Source organism: Paraburkholderia fungorum (assembly GCF_046027215.1).
Lineage (GTDB): Bacteria > Pseudomonadota > Gammaproteobacteria > Burkholderiales > Burkholderiaceae > Paraburkholderia > Paraburkholderia fungorum_D.
Genome location: NZ_JAQQEN010000001.1, coordinates 720407 through 741414, shown reverse-complemented (window position 1 = coordinate 741414; position 21008 = coordinate 720407). Strand labels below are relative to the sequence as shown.

The window sequence follows — 21008 nt, the reverse complement described above, 5'->3', positions numbered from 1 at the left end:
TGCACCCCACGCCTCACTCCGGCAACACCGCCATCAACACATCGACCGTCCGCGCCGTCGCCCCCCGATGGCGCGCAGCGAACGCGGAAGCCGCACCGCTCATCGCCAGCCGCCGCGCCTTGTCACCGAACAGCTCACGCAGCGCGCGGGCCAGGTCGGCCGGGTCCTGCACCTGCACCGCCGCACCGGCCGCTACCGCGTCAGCCGTGGCCTGCGTGAAGTTGAACACATGCGGCCCGATCAGCACCGGCACGCCGACCGCACATGCCTCGATCAGATTCTGCCCGCCAAGCGGTAGCAGACTGCCACCGATAAACGCCAGATCCGAAGCGGCATAGTAAGCACCCAACTCGCCCATCGAATCGCCGAGCAGCACGTTCACGCCAACCGGCAACGCGGGCACATCGCCCATCGCACCCGCAGCTGAAGCCACCGTCGCCGCAGGCGCCCACGTCGAACGCCGCTCGATCCGCAGCCCAGCCTTCTCCACCAGCGCCGCCACTTCGTTGAACCGTTGCGGATGTCGCGGCACCAGAATCAGCAGCGCATCGTCGACACCTAGCGCGGCGAACGCCTGCAGCACGAGCTCCTCCTCGCCTTCACGCGTGCTCGCCGCAACCCACACCGGCCGCGCGCCGATCGCCGCGCGCCACGCATGGCCACGCGCCGCAAATTCCGGCGGCGTGCTCATATCGAACTTCAGGTTGCCGAGCACCGCCACATTGCGTGCGCCAAGCGCCGTGAGCCGTTCCGCGTCCGATGGACTCTGCGCCAGCACCCGCGCAAACCCGCCGAATACATCGCGGGTGGCATTGCCGAACTTCGCCGCGCGCCTGTACGAGCGTGCCGACATCCGCGCATTGGTGAGCACCAGAGGTACATCCGCGCGACGGCATTCGTCGATCAGCGTCGGCCACACTTCCGTTTCCATCACCAGACCAAGCGACGGCCGCCACGTCCGCAAAAAGCGCCGCACGGCGTGCGGCAGGTCGTACGGCAAATAGCTGCGCAACACTCGGTCGCCGAAAATCTGCTCGCCTGTCGCGCGACCACTCGGCGTCATGTGCGTGAGGAGAATGCGCGCATCAGGACGCGCCTTCAGCAGCGCGTCGATCAACGGTTGGGCAGCGCGCGTCTCGCCGACCGATACCGCATGCACCCAGATCAGTGGCGTGTTGTCTTCCGGCAGCCTGCCGCGCGAATAACCGAACCGCTCGCCGATATGCTCGCGATAGCCGCGCTCCTTGCGCGAACGGATCAGCAAACGCAGTACCGCAAGCGGCGCGACGATCCACCAGAGCGCGTTGTAAATCGCCCTCAGCATCGGGGCTCCGCGCGCTTCTTCGCATTTTTCAGCGCAACTGGCACAAAAACGGCGGCGCTCAAACCAGCGCCCTGCCCTTCAGGCGCTCGAGAATGCCGAGCGGCGCGCATTCGGGCTGCGCCATTGCCTTGACGGGCAGAAAAAAAGTCTGCTCCAGCATGAACTGGCCGGACATCACTGCGTGCGAGGTCTGGTCGGAGAAACATACCCACACGCTGCCGGGCGGAAACGGCATGGTCTCCTGCGGGCTCGACTTCTGATAGTCGAGGTCGGCCTTCATGCCGTCGTGCAGATTCAGCATCAGATGATCGTATTCGCTGCGCTGCGATTTGGTCACGTGCAGCAGATTCAGCAGCCAGGCCGAGCCCGGCATTTGCGGTTTGATGCGCGGCAGGAAGCGTTTGGCCATGTCCTCGAACGGTTCGCCGACACGCCACACACGCGGTGCGCCTTGCGGATTGACGTTGGTGAACACGCGCAGAATGCGTTCGCCATAATTCGGCCGCGACGGGAATGCGTCGACGTGCAAACGGCTGTCGTCCTTGCGCCAGGAAGTCTGGCGCGTTTCCACCTGATGCAACCGCAGGCTGGTCGGCGCGACGCGCAGCTTGCCGTTGTATTCGGGGAAGAGCCCATCGACCAGCGTGCGCGCGTTGGTTTGATAACGCGCGATCAACGCGCGCACCGCCGACTGCGTGACGGCGTCGCCGGCCACGCCGTGCAACGCGCCGCCATTCGGTTCGAGGCTGATGTTCTTGCGGTTCGGATCGGCGAGCGCGGGGTCGAGCAGCGCCTGTTCGCCGCCTTCGATCGCAAAGCGCAGATTCGGGAAGTACAGCACTTTGCCGCGTTCAACGCCGGCCAGCAGCGTTTCACGCGGCACGGACAGGCTGCGCCCGTGCCAGTCGGCGTTCGCTACTTCAATAATCTGGGTTTCGTTCATGGTCGCCCTTGAAAACGGATGAAGCGTAAGGCGAAGCGCGCCGCGCTACAGCAGACCAAAGCCGGCCAGCGCGGATTTGACTTCTTGCAGCGTGGGCGGTTTGCCTGCCGTGCCGAGATTCAGGACATTCGGCGACCAGTAACCGCCGGTGCGCCACGCGGTGGCGAAATTGTACAACTCGACCGTTGGTCGCTTCAGCGCCGCCGCGATGTGAACCAGACCTGTGTCAACCCCGACCGTCGCCGCCGCGCCTTCGATCAGCCCGACCACGGCGGGCAACGAGAGCTTCGGCGGCACGATGGCCGCCGCGCCAAATTCCCTGGCCAACCGCTCGCTGGTCGCGCGCTCCTCCTCGCTGCCCCACGGCAGCACGATCGACGCGCCGCGCCGCACCAATGACTGGCCGAGTTCGATCCAGGCGGCATCGGGCCATTGCTTGTCGGCGCGCGAGGTAGCGTGCACGAACACCACATACGGCACCGGCAGGTTCAGATTGGCCTCCGACAAAGCCAGTGCCGCGCGCCCGGTGTCGAGGCCGAAGTCGATGTGATCGGTGGGCTGCGGCCGCGGGTCGTCGAGCGCCGCGGCCACCAGCTGGCGCGTGCGTTCGACCACGTGCGTGCGCGGCTCGATCGGCACGCGTTTGTCGTAGAAAAAGCGTACTGGCCATTCGAAGCCCGCGCCATCCGTTCGGTTGGCGAGACCCACCACCGGCCCGCGCGCCATGCTGGCGAGCCAGGCGGTCTTGATGAGCCCCTGACAGTCGATCACGAGGTCGTAGTTCCCGGCGGCGAGCGCGCGGCGAAACGCGCCGATCTCGCGCCAGTTGTCGAGCGAAAAGAGACGCTTGCGCCAGCGGCGCAGCGACACGGGGATCGCCCGATGCACTCCGGCGACCAGCTGCACGAGCCCTACAAAGCTCTCTTCGACGAGCCAGTCGATCTGGGCCTCGGGATGGCGGCGTTGGATGTCGGCAATCACCGGCATGTTGTGAACGACGTCGCCCAGTGACGACACCCGCACGATCAGTATCTTTTGCACGCTCAAGAGTGGGAAAACCGGCTATCCGGCCCGAAGATGCGTTAAGAGAGAGCCCCCGAACCTGTCGCTTCGCGCCAGGCCCCCGAAGGGGTGAGCAGGGGACGGCAATTCTAGCGCGCCACGCATAAATGACATGAAAAAACGCGGCGCGGTAAGTGAAACCCGCGCCGCGTTGGACGGCGGCCGCGGCTCACACCGAGCCGCGCGCCCCCGCGTGTGCCGTCAGAACGGCAGCTTGGCGTCAGCCTTCTCCGCGAGAATCACGCGGCGGAAGTCTTCCTGGATGCGCTTGAGCGCGGCGTCGTTATCGGCCTCGAAGCGCATCACCACCACCGGCGTGGTGTTCGACGAACGCGCCAGACCGAAGCCGTCCGGGTACTCGACACGCAGGCCGTCGATCTTGATGACCTCGTCCGCGCCGGTGAACGTCGCGCTTTGCTGCAGACGCGCGATCAGTTCAAAGTTTTCGCCCTCTTCGAGCTTCAGTTGCAGTTCCGGCGTGGAATGCGAGTTCGGCAGCGAATTCAGCAACTGGCTCGGATCGGCCACGCGCGTGAGGATTTCGAGCAGCCGCGCGCCCGTGTACAGGCCGTCGTCGAAACCATACCAGCGGTCCTTGAAGAACACGTGGCCGCTCATTTCGCCTGCCAGCGGTGCGCCGGTTTCACGCAGCTTCGCCTTGACCAGCGAGTGGCCGGTTTTCCACATCAGCGGCTCGCCGCCCTTTTCCTTGACCCACTTAGCCAGATTACGGGTGCACTTCACGTCGTAAATGATCTGCGCGCCCTTGTTGCGCGACAGCACTTCTTCGGCGAACAGCATCAACTGGCGGTCCGGGTAGATGATCTGGCCGTCTTTGGTGACGACGCCGAGGCGGTCGCCGTCGCCGTCGAATGCGAAGCCGATTTCTGCATCCGTTTCCTTCAGCGCGCGAATCACATCCTGCAGGTTTTCCGGGTGAGCCGGGTCCGGGTGGTGGTTCGGGAAGTTGCCGTCGATCTCGGTGAACAGCTCGACCAGTTCGCAGCCGAGCTTTTTGAAGAGCTTGGGCGCGAGGCCGCCCGCCACGCCATTGCCGGTATCGACCACGATCTTGATGGGGCGCGTGAGCTTGATGTCGCTCGTAATGCGGTCGAGATACGCGTCGGCGATGTCGTATTCGGCGTACGTGCCGTCACCCGCGGAGAAATTCTCGTCGACGATACGTTGATGCAGCGCGAGGATCTGCTCGCCGTATATGGCGGCGCCGCGCAACACCATCTTGAAGCCGTTGTAGTCGGGCGGATTGTGGCTGCCCGTCACGACGATGCACGAATCGACGCGGCGTTCACCGCCGTCGAGCTGCAACGGCACGCTGGCCGCGAAGTAGCCGACCGGCGTGGGCACCATGCCGACATTGACCACGTCGACACCGGCCGCACGCAAACCGTCTGACAATGCCTGAACCAACTCGGGACCCGACAGGCGGCCGTCACGCGCGACCACCACGGCATCGCCACCTTGCGCCCGCACTTCGCTACCGAAGGCGCGACCAATGGAACGCGCTGTATCGGCGTCGAGCGTCTTGCCGATTACACCGCGAATGTCATACGCCTTGAATATGGATTTGGAGATCATGTTGGCTCACTTGCGTGCAATGGAAAATTTTGACCGGCGCCTTGCTGATTGATCGGTAAAACACTCTGTCAACCCCGCAATGCGCCCTTGCCGGAAGCGATCCGGTTCCAACTTATAATTGCGTTTTTCTGACCAGCCTTATAACGCCATTCTAATGCTTAGACGCCCTCCTTATGGAAAGTTGCCGCGACAGCCGGCTCGCGGGTGGGCGCTCGCGCACATTGCCGCCGCGCAGAGTGCGCCTCCTGCGCAAGCGGCGCGCGTGGATTGGCGAGCGGCGCCCGGATGCTGACGCTCAAACGCTTCGCTAATCCCGACGTCACACGCGCTTTCACCAATATCGTCTGGCTGGGGCTGGAGCGGCTTACGCAGATCGGCGTGGCGATCGTGATCAGCGGCATGCTGGCGCGCTACTTCGGGCCGGATACCTTCGGTAAATGGCAATACGCGAACACGCTATTGCTGGTGCTCTCGCCGATCACCTGGGTGTGCGGCGCGGAAATCCTCGTTCCTACCATTGTGAGCCGGCCGTCCGCCCAACTGGGCACGGTCCTCGGCAGCGCCTTCGCGCTGCGCTTTTCCGTTTCCGTGGCGGCGCTGCTGCTCACGTGGCTCGGCATTGCCTCGCATTTCTTCGAGCCGCTGGTCGGCGCCATGCTGGCGGGTCTCGCGGTGACGATGCTGTTTCGCGAGCCGTTCGTCGGCGTGATCAATGCGTGGCTGCAGAGCATGACCTACAGCAAGCCGCAATTGCTCACCAGCATGAGTACGGCCGTCCTGAAGGCCGGCTTCGTCTATCTGCTGGTGCGCGCGATGGCGACGCCCGCGCGCTTCGGCTGGCTTTGGGCCGCCGAATCCGCGTTGATCGGCGCGGTTCTGCTGATCTATTACATCCGCCGGCATGGCGGCAAGCTCGGCTGGCAGGTCGACCGTTCGCTGTTCAGGCACTTCGCCACCGCGGGCACGGTGTTCTGGCTTGGCCTGATCTGTATGTATCTGTTCCTGAAACTGGACCGGCTGATGCTCGAACGGGCGATTTCCTTCGCGGATCTCGGGCGCTATTCCGCCGCCCAGCAACTGAACGAAAACTGGATCACGCTCGCGCTGATGCTCGCGCAGACGATTGCCCCCGCCTTTGTGTACCGGGTGCAGGACGCCGCGCAGTTGCGCCGCAACATGTGGCGCCTCACCGCGATGACCGCCGCCTTGATGGTCAGCGGCGCGCTCGTGCTCGATCTGCTGGCCGGGTTCATCATCCGCCGGGTGTTCGGGCCGGACTATGAAGGCGCGATCGAGATTTTCCGCTGGGCCGTATGGCTTTCCGTGCCGGCCGGCATCGAAGCGATCGGCAATCTGATCGTGCTTAAATACCAGGCCAAATTCGTGTTGCTGACGAAATGGCTGCTGGCGCTGGCCGTAGCCTTCATCGTCAATCTGCTGGCCATTCCGCGGCTTGGCGCTTATGGCGCGCTGGTGGGTCTCGCCGCTGGCTACCTGGCTGCTGCGTCGGTTAATCTTTATTACATCCGTTTCAAATTGCGCCCATGACGAACGCATCCGCCGCTGCGCAAAATTCCGCTGTGCCGTTGGACGACGTCGCGATTCTGCTGCCCGCCTACAACGGCCAGGCCGACGTCGATCTCACCCTCGCGTCGTTCAGCGAAAGCGCGCTGATTCACGTATTGATCGTCGACGACGGCAGCACGCCGCCGATCGTCGCGCCGGTCATCGCCAATATGCAGATCGCCGTGCTGCGCATGCCGCAGAACGGCGGCATCGAGCGCGCGCTGCAAACCGGCATCGACACCCTCGCCCAGCGCGGCTTTCGCTACGCCGCCCGGATCGACGCGGGCGACCGCAGCGTGCCGCAGCGGCTCGCCAAACAACGCGCCTTCATGGAACTGCATCCGCGGGTGGCCGGCCTCGGCATGTGGACGCAGGTCGTCACACGGGAAGGCAAGCCGCTGTTCGTGCTGACGCCCCCCGCCGAACCGGGCGCGATTCGCCGGATGCGCTTTTTCCGCTCGCCGCTTGCCCATCCTTCGATGATGCTGCGTATCGACGCCGTGCGCGCTGTCGGCAACTATCGCGTACGGTATCCGTCGGCCGAAGACCTCGATCTGTTCCTGCGCCTGATGGAGCGTTACGACTGCGCGAACCTGCCGGAACTCGGCCTCTATTACGAGCTGAACGAAGGCGGCATCAGCGCGACCAGGCGGCGCCGCCAGGTGAAGTCGACGCTGCAGTTGCAACTGCGCTACTTCAACGCCGCCAATCCGTACGACTGGCTGGGCCTCGCTAAAAACCTGCTGCACCTGGTGACCCCTTACCGCGCATTGGCGCGGGTCAAACGCACTTTGCTCGCGCCACGCGCGAGTCACTAACCTTCCACCGTCGAGTCTGTTCCTGCATGAAGCCTGCCTTGAAGTCGACGCCCGCGTTGCGCATCTCACTCGTCTGTAACACTGCCTGGGCAATCTATACCTACCGGCAAGGTTTGATCCGCACGCTGATCGGACGCGGTGTCGACGTGACGGTGCTCGCGCCGCGCGACCGCACGTTCGAACTGCTCACCGCGATGGGCTGCCGCTGCATCGACTTGCCGATGGCATCCAAAGGCACCAATCCACGCGACGACCTGCGCACGCTGTGGGCGCTCTATCGCCAATACCGGACGATCCGCCCACACGTGGTGTTTCATTACACGATCAAGCCGAACATCTACGGCTCGATTGCCGCGAAACTGGCGGGCGTGCAATCGGTGGCGGTGACGACCGGGCTGGGTTATGTGTTCATCCAGCACAGCCGCGCTGCGCAGGTGGCGAAAAAGCTGTACCGTTTTGCTTTCCGTTTTCCGCGCGAGATCTGGTTTCTGAACCGCGACGACCAGGCAGCTTTCGTCGATCAGAATCTGCTCGCGCATCCCGAGCGTGCGCGTCTGTTGCATGGCGAGGGCGTCGATCTCGAACAGTTCGCTTTCACGCCGCTGCCCGAGCGGAGCGCCTTCAAGTTCGTGCTGATCGGACGGTTGCTGTGGGACAAAGGCGTGGCCGAATATGTCGATGCCGCACGGCGTTTGCATCAGCGTTACCCGCAGGCGCATTTTCAATTGCTTGGGCCGGTTGGGGTCGACAATCCGAGCGCGATCACGCGTGAAGATGTGGCCGGCTGGGAACAGGAAGGCATCATCGAGTATCTTGGCGAGGCGCATGATGTACGGCCGCTCATCGCCGACGCGGATTGCGTCGTCTTGCCGTCGTACCGCGAAGGGGTGCCACGCACGCTGATGGAAGCCTCGGCGATGGGCCGCCCGATCGTGGCCACCGACGTGCCCGGTTGCCGCGAAGTGGTGGCGGACGGCGTCAATGGATTGCTGTGCGAAGTGCGCAATGCCGACAGTCTCGCGGAGAAAATGGCGCGTATGCTCGACATGAGCGGTGCCGAACGCCGGGCCATGGCTGAACGCGGCCGACAGAAAGTCGCGGCAGAATTCGACGAGCGGGTGGTCGTCGACACGTATAAAGACCTGGTGCAAAAAATGACGGGCGTTTTACTTTAACGGAGCAACAGCATGACCACGAAGGGTACGATTCTGGTAACGGGCGGCGCAGGCTTTATCGGCTCGCACACATGTGTCGAACTGCTCAACGGCGGTTACGACGTCGTGGTAATCGACAATCTCGTGAACAGCCGGCCCGAGTCGCTGCGGCGCGTGGAGCGCATCACCGGCAAAGCGGTGACGTTCTACGAAAACGACGTACGCGATGAAGCCGCGCTCAAGCGCATTTTCGACGCTCATCCGATCACCGGCGCGATTCACTTTGCCGCGTTGAAGGCGGTGGGTGAATCGGTCGCCAAGCCGATCGAGTACTACAGCAACAATGTCGGCAGTCTGCTGACACTGCTCGGCGTGATGCGCGATCGCAACGTCAAGCAATTCGTGTTCAGCTCATCGGCCACCGTGTATGGCGTGCCGAAGAGTTCGCCGATCGATGAATCTTTCCCGCTTTCGGCGACCAATCCCTATGGGCAGTCCAAGCTGATCGCCGAGCAGGTCTTGCGTGACCTCGAACTGGCCGATCCGTCCTGGCGTATTGCCACGCTGCGCTACTTCAATCCGGTCGGCGCGCATGAGAGCGGGTTGATCGGCGAAGATCCGGCTGGCATTCCTAACAACCTGATGCCCTATGTGGCGCAGGTGGCGGTCGGCAAACTCGGGAAACTGCGCGTGTTCGGCGGCGATTATGAAACGCCCGATGGCACCGGCGTGCGCGACTATATCCACGTTGTCGATCTGGCGCGCGGGCACCTCGCGGCGCTCGATGCGCTGGTCACGCGCGATGCGAGCTTCGTGGTGAATCTGGGTACGGGCCAGGGCTATAGCGTGCTGGACGTGGTGCGCTCGTTCGAAAAAGCATCGGGCAAGCCGGTGCCTTACGAAATCGTCGCCCGGCGCCCGGGCGATGTGGCGTCATGTTTCGCCGATCCGGCGGCGGCCGGGAAGATCATCGGCTGGCGCGCGCAGTTCGGCATCGAGCGGATGTGTACGGATCACTGGCGCTGGCAATCGACGAATCCGGACGGATTCGCCTGAGTCGATTGAAGTCGACGGCGTCGGCGGGGAATCTGCGGTTGGCGATTCCCCACTGCCGCCGTCGATTGCGGGATTATCCCGACGAGCGATTACGCCATTGCGGCGACCGCTCTGGCGGCGGGCGCGGCAGCGGCCAGCGCCGCTCTGCCTTGCTGCTGCGCGGCCGACGCTGACGGTGCATCCACCTGGAACACCGCCACTGCATCGCGCAGCAACTGCGCCTGCTCTTCGAGCGATTTGGCCGCGGCGGCCGCCTCCTCCACCAAGGCCGCGTTGTGCTGCGTTACCTGGTCGATCTGTGTGATCGCATGATTCACCTGCTCGATGCCGTCGCTCTGTTGCAAGGCGGCGGCTTCGATCTCGCCCATGATGCCGGTCACGCGCTCCACCGACTGCATCGCCTCGCTCATCGTCTTGCCGGCTTCGGCGACCAGCGTCGCACCTTCATCGACCTTCGCCGCCGATTCGCCGATCAGCTCCTTGATCTCCTTGGCGGCGCCACCCGAACGCTGTGCGAGGTTGCGCACTTCCGCCGCCACGACCGCGAAACCGCGCCCTTGCTCACCCGCGCGCGCCGCCTCGACCGCCGCGTTGAGCGCAAGAATGTTGGTCTGGAACGCGATGCCTTCGATCATGCCGATGATTTCCGCCATCTTGCGCGACGAACCGGTGATGCCGTCCATCGTCGCGACCACGCGCGTGACCACCGAGCCACCGCGCGTCACCGTTTCCAGCGCACTGTGCGCGAGGCGGTTGGCCTGCTTGGCGTTGTCCGCGTTCTGCTTCACCGTTGCCGACAGTTGCTCCATGCTGGCTGCCGTCTCCTGCAGCGCTGCCGCCTGCTGCTCGGTACGTGCCGACAGGTCTGCGTTACCCGCGGCGATCTCATTCGCGCCTTGCGTAATCGCGCCGGTGCTGCCGCGCACCTTCGAGACAGTCTCTACCAGGCCGTCGCGCATTTTCGTCAGCGCGCCTAGCAACTGCCCCATTTCGTTGCGCGACCTGCTCCTGATTGCAATCGTCAGATCGCCCGCGGCGATGCGCTCGAAATGTTTGATGGTCGTGTTGACCGGCTTGATTACCGCCGCCGACAAACCGGCCCGCGCCATCACGCCGATCACGATTGACAGCGCGCCGATTGCGCCGAACAGCAGCGTGGCCAGCTGAAAGCGCTGCGCAGCGGTGTCGGCCTGCTGATGCCGAGTGTCGACCTGCTGACGCTCGAGCGCGTCGATAGCCTTCGCATAGGTCGCGTAGAAGCTGTTCGCGGTGTCGCCCTGGATGTTGCGGAAGGTGTTGAAGTCGAAATCGGTGAGCGCCTTGAACTCCGGCTCGATAGCCCGATCGACCAGCGCGGTGCGCGCCTGCTCAACTGCTTGCGCAAGCCGCTTTTCGTCTTCGTTGACGAATGGGCCGGCCATGTAATTGCGGAAGTCCTTATTCGACTCGACCAGCACCTTGTGCGCGGCCGGCAACAGATCGTCGGTTTGCTTGCCGACGCTAAAGAGCGTCTGATAGGTGCCTAGCGCGAGCTGCACCTGCAGGAGCTTCTCCGAGCTCGCCTTCAGATGCGACAGCGCGGCCGAGCTACGCTGCGTGTCGTCGAGGCTGCTGTTCGCCAGCTTGAGTGCGCCGTAGCCGACACCGATCACGGTCAGCAGGAAAGCGACGAAGACGCTGATGACCAGCGTCAGTCCGCCACGAATGGTGATGTTGTTTAGCATTGGGTCTCCGGAACGGCTTGTCGAACGGCGGCGAAAACGCTGAAACGTTGGTACGTGTCGTTTCTCGTTGGCTGCTTACACTTCGCCGCATCCAGATTAACGACTTGCCGCAGCCGTGGCTAAATAGGGGGAATCCATGATGGGCAAGGGTTTGCGGGGGGATTTTGCCTCACTATGTGGGATAGTTGGGGGAGTGGGGGTGGGGGCGTGCTTCACCCTTGATTCATCGAGTGTGCCGGATAGAAAATCCGATGAAGTCCGTTTAGCCATGACGCCGACGGTCTGGACGAAGAGGCGATCCCTCCTGGGAAGCAGGTACAATAATGGGTCAATTTATCCGGCCGCGCACGTCACCTTGACGTCTTGAAGGTCGACCAAAGTCCAGAGACATGTCGACGCCCGCTACAAAATCTTCCCTGAGCGTCAGCCCGCGACGCCTGTTACCAGCGTTTTTTCTGCTTACGTATCCCGCACTTACGTTGCTCATGCGCGGCGGCGCAAGCGCAATTTCGATTGCAGCCGCGGTGATTTCGCTTGCCCTGCTACTTTCGCCCAAGCCTTGGACACGCCTTGCACCGATTCAATGGGACCGCGTAGATACAAGGTTATGCCTTGCGATGGCGAGTCCGCTTGTGGCGGTGCTGATCGCCGAGATGTGGCACGGCGCAGTGGTGGCCAGCACGCTCGATTCGCCGTCCCGGTTCCTGGCTGCAGCACCGCTATTTCTGGTCCTGCGACAAGGGGCGCCTCGGGCGCTCGCCTGGAGTGACCTTTCGTTTGCGCTCGGCGCGCTGGCCTCGTTGGGCTTACTGCTGATTGCACCGCACAGTTCCGGTATCGATCGGCTCAGCAGCCAGTTCCTGAATCCAATCCACTACGGCGATATTGCACTGGCGCTCGGCGCGCTTTCTATCCTTTCGCTCAACTGGTGGAAAAAGGACAGCTTGCTCGTACGGATCGTCAAGATCGCCGGGCTGATTGCCGGCTTGGCCACATCGCTGCTGACCGGCTCGCGCGGCGGCTGGATCGCCGTTCCTGTCGTCGCGGCACTGATTCTGTATGTTCGCAGCAGTGGCAAGTCTCGCCGATGGAAGGTGCTTCTGCCTCTTGGCATTGTGGCGATACTGGCCTGTATCTTTGCTTTTTCGCCCACGGCGCGAGACCGGGTCGGCGATATATCGTCGGACCTGGTTCACTATAAGCAGGGGCAGAGGGACACGTCGCTTGGCATCCGTCTTCAGTTGTATGAAGTAGCGGTGAAGATCGTAGAGAACCATCCGCTTCTCGGCTTGGGCGCTCATGGCTTCCGCAACAGCATGCAGTCATTTGCCGATGCGGGGGCACTCACACCCGTGGCCGCGCAACTGGGCAGAGGCGAGGCGCACAATCAGTTTCTCGCCTATTTGACGGACTACGGCATCGTCGGCGGCCTTGCCTTGCTGTCCGTGTATGTGGTGCCAGGCGTGATCTTCTGGAAACGGCTCAATGCTCCGACAGCTCCTACCCGCCGCGCCGCGCTCATGGGCCTGACGTTCGTGGTCGCTTTCTGGATTTTCGGCCTCACGGTGGAAACCTTCGACCTTAAGTCGACGGTCGCCTTCTACGCCACCGTGGTCGCGATACTGGCGGCGCTGGCAACGTGCGCCGATAAGACAGCTCGCGCAGCGCGCGTTCCCCCTGAATAGCAAAGGTCACGGTAGCGCAGCACGAACCCGTCCGACGCCTCAGATTTGCGGGCGTTTTCGCCTCACTATCCGGGATATTTCACGCAGTCGCCGCGCAGGCCGCGCTGCCGGGCACCAACCGTTTCGTTTGTATAATTCGGCGTCCTCTCGTTCAGGCCCACCCTCATGCTTAGTTTCGCGCTCGGCTTTCTCATTTCACTGCTAATCACGCTGCTGATCGTGCGTTACGCGCATTTGCATGAGAAATTTTCCACTGATACCGATCTGGCCGGAGTACAGAAGTTCCATGCGCGACCCGTGCCGCGAGTCGGAGGCATTGGGATCCTTATCGGGCTGTCAGTGTCGGCGCTGCAATTGCACTTTTCCTATCCAAAGGTAAGCGCCGGCATTCTCGGTCTGATTGCGTGTGGGATGCCGGCGTTCGCGTCGGGCCTGATCGAAGACGTGACCAAGCGAGTCTCGCCGCTCGCCCGTCTGATTTCTACAATGGGTGCGGCGGTACTTGCGTATTTCCTGCTGAATATCGCGGTTACGCGTATAAGCATCCCTTCCCTTGATTTCTTGCTATCTTATGCGGCGGTTTCCTGCGTCATCACAGTGCTGGCAGTAGCGGCACTGGCCAACGCCATCAACATCATTGACGGCTTCAACGGTCTGGCTTCGATGGTCGCGCTGATGATGTTCGCGTCGATGGCTTACGTTGCTTTCGAGGTTCACGATCCGATCGTGTTGTCTGCTTCGCTCATCATGATGGGTGCCGTGTTGGGTTTTTTTATCTGGAACTTCCCGGCCGGTTTGATCTTTCTCGGCGACGGCGGCGCGTATTTCATTGGGTTCATGCTTGCCGAGCTCTCCATCATGCTCGTGATGCGCAACCGTGATGTATCGGCCTGGTACCCTGTGCTGTTGTTCATGTATCCGATCTTCGAGACCTGCTTCTCGATTTATCGAAAGAAATTCATTCGTGGGATATCACCAGGAATTCCCGACGGTGTGCATTTGCACATGCTCGTATACAAAAGATTGATGCGCAAAGCGGTAGGCGCGCGCACCGCGAGAGAACTCACCCGGAGCAACTCCCTTACCTCCCCGTATCTATGGCTGCTCTGCCTGATTGCCGTGATTCCGGCAACGCTCTTCTGGCGACATACATTGCATCTGTTCTGCTTCGTGGTGCTATTTGCCGGAACGTACGTGTGGCTTTACATGAGTATCGTGCGCTTTAAGGTGCCACGCTGGATGGTTTTTCGTAGACGCCCTGGTCGCCGGCTATAGCGGCGACCAGGGTGTCTGGAGGACATTACGACTGAGCCCCGATAGCAAAATAGCGCCTGATTTTGGAATCAATTCTGCTTTGCAAGCCACCTACAATCAAGGTACAGGCGTTGAAAGCGATTGCTGCACTTGATGTAGATGGTCGACGATATCCCGTTCAGGCTTGTAACCTGCGACGTGCTCAAACAGGATGCCACGAATGCTCACCAGATTGTTTTCTGCGCACGCGTTCGCGAGCGTTTCGATAACCGCATCCATACGTTCTCGTACAAGAAAATTCTCCCGCGCCTTCATGATTCGAGGATGTGAGGTTCCCGTCACGTCCCCGCCAATCAACAGTTCTTCGTAAAGTTTTTCACCGGGCCGCAGTCCCGTAAACGCGATCTCAATGTCGCCGTGCGGTTCAGTCGCATCTTTGACCGAGAAACCACTCAGGTTGATCATGCGGCGCGCGAGGTCAAGAATCTTCACGGGCTCGCCCATGTCGAGCACAAAGACCTCGCCGTTGCCACCTAACGCACCCGCCTGGATTACCAATTGGGATGCCTCAGGAATTGTCATAAAGTAGCGAATGATCTCGGGATGTGTGACGGTAACCGGGCCACCTCTCGCGATTTGCTGACGGAACAATGGCACCACTGAACCGGAGGAACCCAGCACGTTGCCGAACCGCACAATACTAAAACGGGTGGCAACGGTCGGATCGCTAGCAAGGGCTTGCAGAACGAGTTCTGCCATCCGCTTGCTGGCACCCATCACGTTCGTCGGCCGGACAGCCTTGTCAGTCGAAATCAGTACGAAAGTCTCCACATTCGCTGCGATTGCGGCGAGTGCCGTGGCTCGGGTACCGAACGTATTGTTGACGATACCTTCAACCATATTGCACTCTACCAACGGTACATGCTTGTATGCAGCCGCATGGTAGACCGTCTGGATTTGATACCGGCGCATGATGCTGCTCAGGCGACTCATGTTCTGCACCGAACCGAGCACCGGGAGAACTTCAACAGTCAACTTATGAGTTTGCGCGGTGTGCCTCAGTTCGCGCTCGATGCTGTAGAGCGCAAATTCGGAGAGTTCATACAGCACTAGCAATTTAGGCTTGTTTGCAATGATCTGCCTGCACAACTCGCTGCCAATTGACCCTCCCGCGCCGGTCACCATCACAGCCTTGTCCCGAATGTTCGCAGCAAGCAACTGCTCATCCGGCGGCACGGCATCCCGCCCTAGCAGTTCGTCGATTTCGACTTCCCGTACGTCACTCATCTTGACTTCGCCACCCACCACCTCCGCGAAGCCCGGCACTACCTGAACGCGCACATGCAACGGGACCAACTGATTGATGATTTCGATGCGCCGGTTGCGCGAAGCAGAAGGCATTGCGAGCAGAATCTCCGTAACGTCAAACTTACGGATCAACGATTCCAACTGGTCGTCGGAGTAGACAGTTATCCCATCGATCGCGAGCCCGCGTTGGGAGGCGTCGTCGTCGACGAACGCTACCGGCATATATTCGCGGCTGATCCGCAATGCCAGGGCGAGTTGCCGTCCAGCACTTCCCGCGCCATAGATGATCACCCGGCGGCCCGATCTCGACTCAAATTGGCGGAGCAGGATGCGCGCCATAAAACGGCTGACACCGATCGTGAACACTGCCAATACCCAATAGATGGCAAGAGCACCTCGAGGGATATTGGGCAACGCAAGAAACGAATAAACACCAGCGAACACCACAACTGAAATGGTGACCGCCAGCAAAATGGTCAGCGCGGCCTTGTCGCCAAGAAAGCGAATGACGGCCCGATAGAGGCCCATTCGGATGAAGATGGGAATCGCTATCGCCGACGGCAAAAAGAAAATCCACCAACTGTAAACATTTGCGGCTTGCCAACTGTCCATGCGCAGCCCGATGGCCGCCCACAGAGAAAAAGGCAGTAGCAGGCAATCGGCCGCGATAATTAGCGACCGTTTGGCCGCTCGCGGCCAGTTAGAGACTTTTGTACCCATGTTACCTTCCTATTGCCTTCCTAATGCGACACACCGTCTCGTCCCAACACCTTTCCAAAGGTTAAGACAAGAATCTTGATATCAAATATGAAGGATTGCTTCCGAGCATACTCCACGTCGAACTCAACCTTTACGGGAATCGGCAATTCGTCGCGCCCGTTAACCTGCGCCCAACCCGTCAAGCCTGGCCGTAGCAGATGAACGCCTCTCGCGGTTCTCAGGCTGATCAGATCGTCCTGGTTGAACAATGCTGGACGTGGACCGACAAAACTCATATCACCTCTTAAAATTGACCAGAGCTGCGGCAGTTCGTCCAGACTGCTCTTACGAAGAAAGCCACCGATCGGCGTCAGGTGCGCATTCGGATCAGAAAGCAGGTGCGTCGCCACGGCGGGCGTCCCCACTCGCATCGAACGGAATTTCGGCATTCTGAATGTCTTGTTGCCTCGCCCAACCCGGTCGGACCAATACAAAATCGGCCCCCGGGAAGTAACCTTGACCAGCAAGGCAACCAGCAATGCTGGCGTCACAAGCACAGCCAGCGCAACCAGCCCAACTATTAGATCGAATATGCGCTTCATCACTCGCTGATCCGTGTCGAGAGAAAATGAGCCACCGTTTGCGCGATCCCCTGGTCGACGGAAATGCGCGGTTGCCACCCCAACATTGCTTTCGCTTGCGTAATGTCGACCTGCAATGAGCCCGTCACGCGATCGATCGCGGCTGTCCTACCTGTGACGGCACCGACCAATCGCAACAGTGGAAGTGGTACTGGGACAAGGCGAGCTTGACGGTGCATGGCCTTTGCGAGCTTTCGCGCAAGCGCCGCCGTGCTGATATCTTCACCATCCGAGATGAGAAAGGTATTCCCTGCAGCGTTGGCGTGCGTAAGGGCGGCAACGAGAAAGTCCACCAGGTTATCCAGCGCAACCATGCTTCGCGAATTGCGCACCGATCCGATCGGCAGTGGGATGCCGCGATGGACGGCACGCATCAGATTCCGAAAGTTGGCTTTGACGCCCGGGCCGTACACCAGCGGAGGCCTCACTACGACCACTTCCATTTGGGTTTCGCCGGCCAGTTTCCACAAAGCCTCCTCGGCTAGATGCTTCGAGACGCCGTAAGGATCCTCTGGCGCGGGAGTATCGGACTCGGAGTAAGGTTTGTCGGTGGTTGCCTCGCCGTTTACCTTGACCGAGCTAACAAACACGAACCGCTTTACGCCAGCCGATGCCGCTTGCCGAGCGAGGTTGATCGTGCCATCTACATTCACGCGCCGGAATGCCGCAGACGGGTCGACTTCAGTCTCGTCCATGACATGGACCCGTGCGGCAAGGTGCACGACGTGAGAAACGTTCTGCAGTGCGCCCCTCCAATCGGTATCCGGGGCGAGGTCGCCCACGGCGATGTGGCCGTCTCGCGCCGTTCGCCCTGTTCCAACAAAAGCGATGCCCATAGTTGCCAGTTCTTTGCACAGGCGGCGCCCAACAAATCCGCTTGCTCCAGTTACAAGTACATTCATGTCAAATTCCCAGCAACGGCCGTGGTTTTGCCACTTCCAACGCCTTCCTTATTATAAAAATCGAGCAGCGCCTGAACCACACGTTCTTTTGAAAATAGCTCCTCAGCGCGCCGACGTGCCGCCTGCCCCAATGTTTTTCTGAACGTGGTATCCGTAGCCAGCCGATCCATCAACACTTCCAATCCTTTTACGTCTTTCGCCTGATGCAGCATGCCCGTCCTGCCATCCTCGATTGCATCGGTAATTCCGTAAATGCGCGAAGCGATAGTCGGTAAACCTGCCGCTGCGGCCTCGATAATGACTGTGCCAAACCCTTCCCTGTAGCTAGGCAAACAGAACACATCCGCGGCGGACATATATTCTTGGGGACGGGTCGTAAAACCAATACGGTGAATTCGCCCACAAGTAGTACGCCGGCCTTCTTCAATGTCGCGCTCGAAATCTGCTTCGGAAGGTCCAACTATCACAAGATGTAGCCGCTCGGATCTGACCGCAATGCCGCTGAACGCCTGCAAGAGTTCGCTGATACCTTTCTCTACTGTCAATCTGCCCACAAAGAGGAAAACGATATCACTGTCGTTGATGCCCAATTCAGCACGCACCTTGAGCCGTGCTTCATCATTGCGACTGAACTTGCGAACATCCACGCCGCAGATTGACCCATCCGCGAGAACCTCTATACGCCGTCTCGAAACAATGCCCTGCTCGATGAGAAACTCCATTTGCGACGCACTATCGGCGAGAAGGCGGCTTGCGCAACTGGACAAGACCTTATCCATTGCCTTCAGCACTTGACGCATTACGCCGGTTCGCGTTGCCCAGACTTGACCGGTAAAAGAGTGAAAGCGATGTGGCGTGCCAGCCAATCTTGCCGCCAGCATGCCAAGCAGCCCGGATTTCGGCATCAGCGTATGCACGGCTGCGAAGTTACCTGTACGAATGAACCGATGGAGCCACAATACGCACTGAAAATCTTTCCGGAAAGAGATGTTACGCTGGATAGGACACGCGACAAAGGACACGTGCTCGCCGAGCAAGCCCTCGACTTCGGACGATGCGCCATCGCAGACGAGAACCACGTCATAGAGCATTGACAATGCTTCGATGTGCGGCCCCATAAAGACCCTGAGCGGGGTCGCAATCGTGGACACGATGCATATGCGTTGACGTGCCATACATACTTCCTAAAAGTGGTTTAAGGGAACCGGGGGCCGCACGAGAACGGCAACGCTACAAGCGAAGCATCGCGCAAGCGCGAGACGCGACCGAGATCGACGGCCGCACCCCCAGTTCCTGCTGAATTTGTTGTGACGAATACGAAGTGCGCCCGACAAGCGCATCAATCCGCTCCGAAGTAAGGGGGAACCGTGGGACTACCGCGCCGATGGCAGAAATGGCTCTTGCTGCCGCTTCGGGCATGCGCAGCTTGGGCGCGGATACGCCTAGTTCGTGCGCTGCGCCGGAAACCAGTTCTACGAGCGGGCAATCATTAGAGATATTAAAGATGCGGTTGCGCGCAGCCAGATGGCTGCTGCAAGCAATCAATCCCGCTACAACGTCGTCAACGTGGACGTAGTTGGCTACCGCATCACCCTTACCGATGTAAAAGAACAAGCCCTTGCGGATCATCGAAAGCAATCCGCGCAACGACGCATTGCTCATGGACTCGCCGAACACATTTGTCGGACGCACGATCGTGTAGGTAATGGCCTCGCCGTTGCCGGCGTCCATCACCAACTCGTCCGATCGGGTTTTAGTGACCTCGTAAGGACCTACAGGACGCAGTGGATAATTCTCTGTGACAACTCGCACCTCATTCGCGTTATCAGGCGGTCCATAGGCACCGACACTGCTAAGGTTGACCCAGTGGATTGGTCTTCCATTTCGCGCAGCAGCCCTCTCGGCGGCGTCAAGCAACCGCCGTGTGCCGTTAACATGAAGCGCTTCCATCGCCTCCGGCCTGTAGAGTTCACCGGCACAATGAAACACCGTGTCGCATCCGTCGAGCAGCGGCAGTAAATCGTCTTCGTCGCGACACAGATCGCCGTGTACAACATTGACCCTGCCGGCAAGGTCCGCAGCCACTCCGCGACGCGTCAGTACCGTGACGCTCGCCCCGGTACTCAAAAGATGTTCAACCAGACGGCGGCCAATAAAACCGCTCGCGCCGGTTACCGATACGCGCATGAGAATATCCTAGGTAAGCCTGTTGCGTTGATACACCGCGGACTAAAAGACAAAAAAATAGGCGAACGCGGCGCAGGCGGACAAAGCGGCCAAGACCGAGGAGATTGGCCTGATACTCGGCGGCGTGAGACCAACCGCCAGCATCGGCATCAATTGCCAACCGAGGAGTGCGATACGGTCGCTGAACGGGATATATCCAATCAGAAAAAACAGTCCGTTAAGAGTCAGATATATTTTGAACACAAACATGCAACCGCGGTCAACCTCAAACTTCAGGAGCCTGGTGACAGCAAATGCAATGATCGGCAGCGCGCTAAACGCCAAAAAGCGAAACTTGAAACTTGTGTCGTAAGCAGTCGTCAGTGTGCCCGTCAGATACGAAAAGTAGTAAGGAAATTGCTGCCTGAAACTATCGGGCGCTGCGGCCGCTGCCAGTTCCACGAGATGTCGCGGAATCGATAGCATCGCGCAGACAACACAAACTGCCCAGAACACAAGCAGCGGGCGCAGATTCACTCGCCAACGCAACAAGATGAACAGCGGAGCATAAATTGCCGAGCTGAAATGGAACAGCGAGCCGAGTGCAAGCAAGGTGAATGGACTGTACTTTCGCCCCGACAACTCGGCATCGATCGCATAGACGACGAACACAAGTGCCAGCCCTTGGCGCACCGCGTTAATGCTCAAAGAATAGAAAAAAGGAAATCCGAGCCAGAGCAACGCCAAATAAAACCGATCTTCAAACAGCGGGCTACGCTTACCCAACCGACACGTCAATCCGAAAAATTCGATCGCGAAGATCAAAAAGAAATAGAAATATGTCGAGTCCGTAAGATGGGAGATCAGCCAAGTGAAGCCAAAGAAGGCAGGCTCTACGCGGCCGAACCCTTCCGGGACACCCATGTTGTGGGCCAGGTAAAAAAAATAGAGTTCATAGGCCGGCTTGTCCGAGTCAACGCCGACCGTGGCCGACGCATAGACAAGGGCAAGAAGCAGGCCGATGACAACGTACAACCCCGTCCAGCGGACGCTGTCCAGCCGTGACGGAATTATCGCCCGATGTATTCGTTGATAGTTCATAGCACGAAG

General features: G+C 60.2%; 17 protein-coding genes. 6 read left to right on the top strand and 11 right to left on the bottom strand.

Annotated features, from left to right (window positions below):
* Positions 1-13: 13 nt before the first annotated feature.
* From waaA to PQR27_RS03290, 4 genes are all read right to left on the bottom strand, one after another.
* Positions 14-1324, bottom strand: a complete 1311-nt coding sequence (gene waaA, locus PQR27_RS03305) for a lipid IV(A) 3-deoxy-D-manno-octulosonic acid transferase (RefSeq protein ID WP_408522295.1) — start codon at positions 1322-1324, stop codon at positions 14-16.
* 58 nt (positions 1325-1382) lie between these two features.
* Positions 1383-2267 carry a Kdo hydroxylase KdoO gene (gene kdoO / locus PQR27_RS03300; RefSeq protein WP_408522294.1) on the bottom strand — a complete coding sequence of 295 codons (885 nt, stop codon included), beginning with the start codon at positions 2265-2267 and terminating at the stop codon, positions 1383-1385.
* A gap of 45 nt (positions 2268-2312) precedes the next feature.
* Positions 2313-3314 carry a lipopolysaccharide heptosyltransferase I gene (gene waaC / locus PQR27_RS03295; protein WP_408522293.1) on the bottom strand — a complete coding sequence of 334 codons (1002 nt, stop codon included), beginning with the start codon at positions 3312-3314 and terminating at the stop codon, positions 2313-2315.
* 216 nt (positions 3315-3530) lie between these two features.
* The gene (locus tag PQR27_RS03290) at positions 3531-4925 is read right to left on the bottom strand and encodes a phosphomannomutase/phosphoglucomutase (RefSeq protein WP_408522292.1); all 1395 of its coding nucleotides are present in this window, start codon (positions 4923-4925) and stop codon (positions 3531-3533) included.
* A gap of 285 nt (positions 4926-5210) precedes the next feature.
* On the opposite strand from PQR27_RS03290, the gene PQR27_RS03285 reads away from it, so the two are divergent.
* From PQR27_RS03285 to galE, 4 genes are read left to right on the top strand one after another with little or no spacing between them, the layout of a single operon-like run.
* Complete coding sequence (locus tag PQR27_RS03285) at positions 5211-6473, top strand: oligosaccharide flippase family protein (protein ID WP_408522291.1); 1263 nt, start codon at positions 5211-5213, stop codon at positions 6471-6473.
* Entirely contained in the window at positions 6470-7309 is an 840-nt protein-coding gene (locus tag PQR27_RS03280) for a glycosyltransferase (protein ID WP_408522290.1), read from the top strand. Before PQR27_RS03285 ends, PQR27_RS03280 begins: the two co-directional genes overlap by 4 nt.
* Positions 7310-7335: 26 nt before the next feature.
* Positions 7336-8484: a glycosyltransferase family 4 protein gene (locus tag PQR27_RS03275; RefSeq protein ID WP_408522289.1), complete on the top strand. Its 1149-nt coding sequence runs from the start codon at positions 7336-7338 to the stop codon at positions 8482-8484.
* 12 nt (positions 8485-8496) lie between these two features.
* On the top strand, positions 8497-9519 hold the full coding sequence (gene galE / locus PQR27_RS03270) for a UDP-glucose 4-epimerase GalE (protein ID WP_408522288.1): 1023 nt from the start codon (positions 8497-8499) through the stop codon (positions 9517-9519).
* An 89-nt stretch (positions 9520-9608) separates the two neighbouring features.
* Here galE and PQR27_RS03265 read toward each other — a convergent pair whose 3' ends face one another.
* The gene (locus tag PQR27_RS03265) at positions 9609-11243 is read right to left on the bottom strand and encodes a methyl-accepting chemotaxis protein (protein ID WP_408522287.1); all 1635 of its coding nucleotides are present in this window, start codon (positions 11241-11243) and stop codon (positions 9609-9611) included.
* Positions 11244-11875: 632 nt separating this feature from the next.
* Between PQR27_RS03265 and PQR27_RS03260 the strand changes: the two genes are divergently transcribed.
* Both PQR27_RS03260 and PQR27_RS03255 read left to right on the top strand, forming a co-directional pair.
* Positions 11876-12928, top strand: a complete 1053-nt coding sequence (locus tag PQR27_RS03260) for an O-antigen ligase family protein (RefSeq protein ID WP_408522286.1) — start codon at positions 11876-11878, stop codon at positions 12926-12928.
* Positions 12929-13093: 165 nt separating this feature from the next.
* Positions 13094-14203, top strand: coding sequence for an MraY family glycosyltransferase (locus PQR27_RS03255; protein ID WP_408522285.1), 1110 nt, complete (start codon positions 13094-13096; stop codon positions 14201-14203).
* 96 nt (positions 14204-14299) lie between these two features.
* On the opposite strand, the gene PQR27_RS03250 is transcribed toward PQR27_RS03255, so the two are convergent.
* Genes PQR27_RS03250 through PQR27_RS03225 form a run of 6 tightly spaced genes read right to left on the bottom strand, consistent with a single transcriptional unit; the run spans position 14300 to position 20999 of the window.
* Positions 14300-16210 (bottom strand): polysaccharide biosynthesis protein, encoded by a 1911-nt coding sequence (locus PQR27_RS03250; RefSeq protein ID WP_408522284.1) that lies wholly within the window; start codon positions 16208-16210, stop codon positions 14300-14302.
* A 20-nt stretch (positions 16211-16230) separates the two neighbouring features.
* Entirely contained in the window at positions 16231-16791 is a 561-nt protein-coding gene (locus PQR27_RS03245; protein ID WP_408522283.1) for a sugar transferase, read from the bottom strand.
* Complete coding sequence (locus PQR27_RS03240) at positions 16791-17732, bottom strand: UDP-glucose 4-epimerase family protein (RefSeq protein WP_408522282.1); 942 nt, start codon at positions 17730-17732, stop codon at positions 16791-16793. Before PQR27_RS03240 ends, PQR27_RS03245 begins: the two co-directional genes overlap by 1 nt.
* Positions 17729-18907, bottom strand: a complete 1179-nt coding sequence (locus tag PQR27_RS03235) for a glycosyltransferase family 4 protein (protein WP_408522281.1) — start codon at positions 18905-18907, stop codon at positions 17729-17731. The genes PQR27_RS03240 and PQR27_RS03235 overlap by 4 nt, the downstream gene beginning before the upstream one ends.
* Before the next feature lie 55 nt (positions 18908-18962).
* Positions 18963-19919: an NAD-dependent epimerase/dehydratase family protein gene (locus tag PQR27_RS03230; protein WP_408522280.1), complete on the bottom strand. Its 957-nt coding sequence runs from the start codon at positions 19917-19919 to the stop codon at positions 18963-18965.
* A 42-nt stretch (positions 19920-19961) separates the two neighbouring features.
* Positions 19962-20999: an EpsG family protein gene (locus PQR27_RS03225; protein WP_408522279.1), complete on the bottom strand. Its 1038-nt coding sequence runs from the start codon at positions 20997-20999 to the stop codon at positions 19962-19964.
* Positions 21000-21008: the final 9 nt, after the last annotated feature.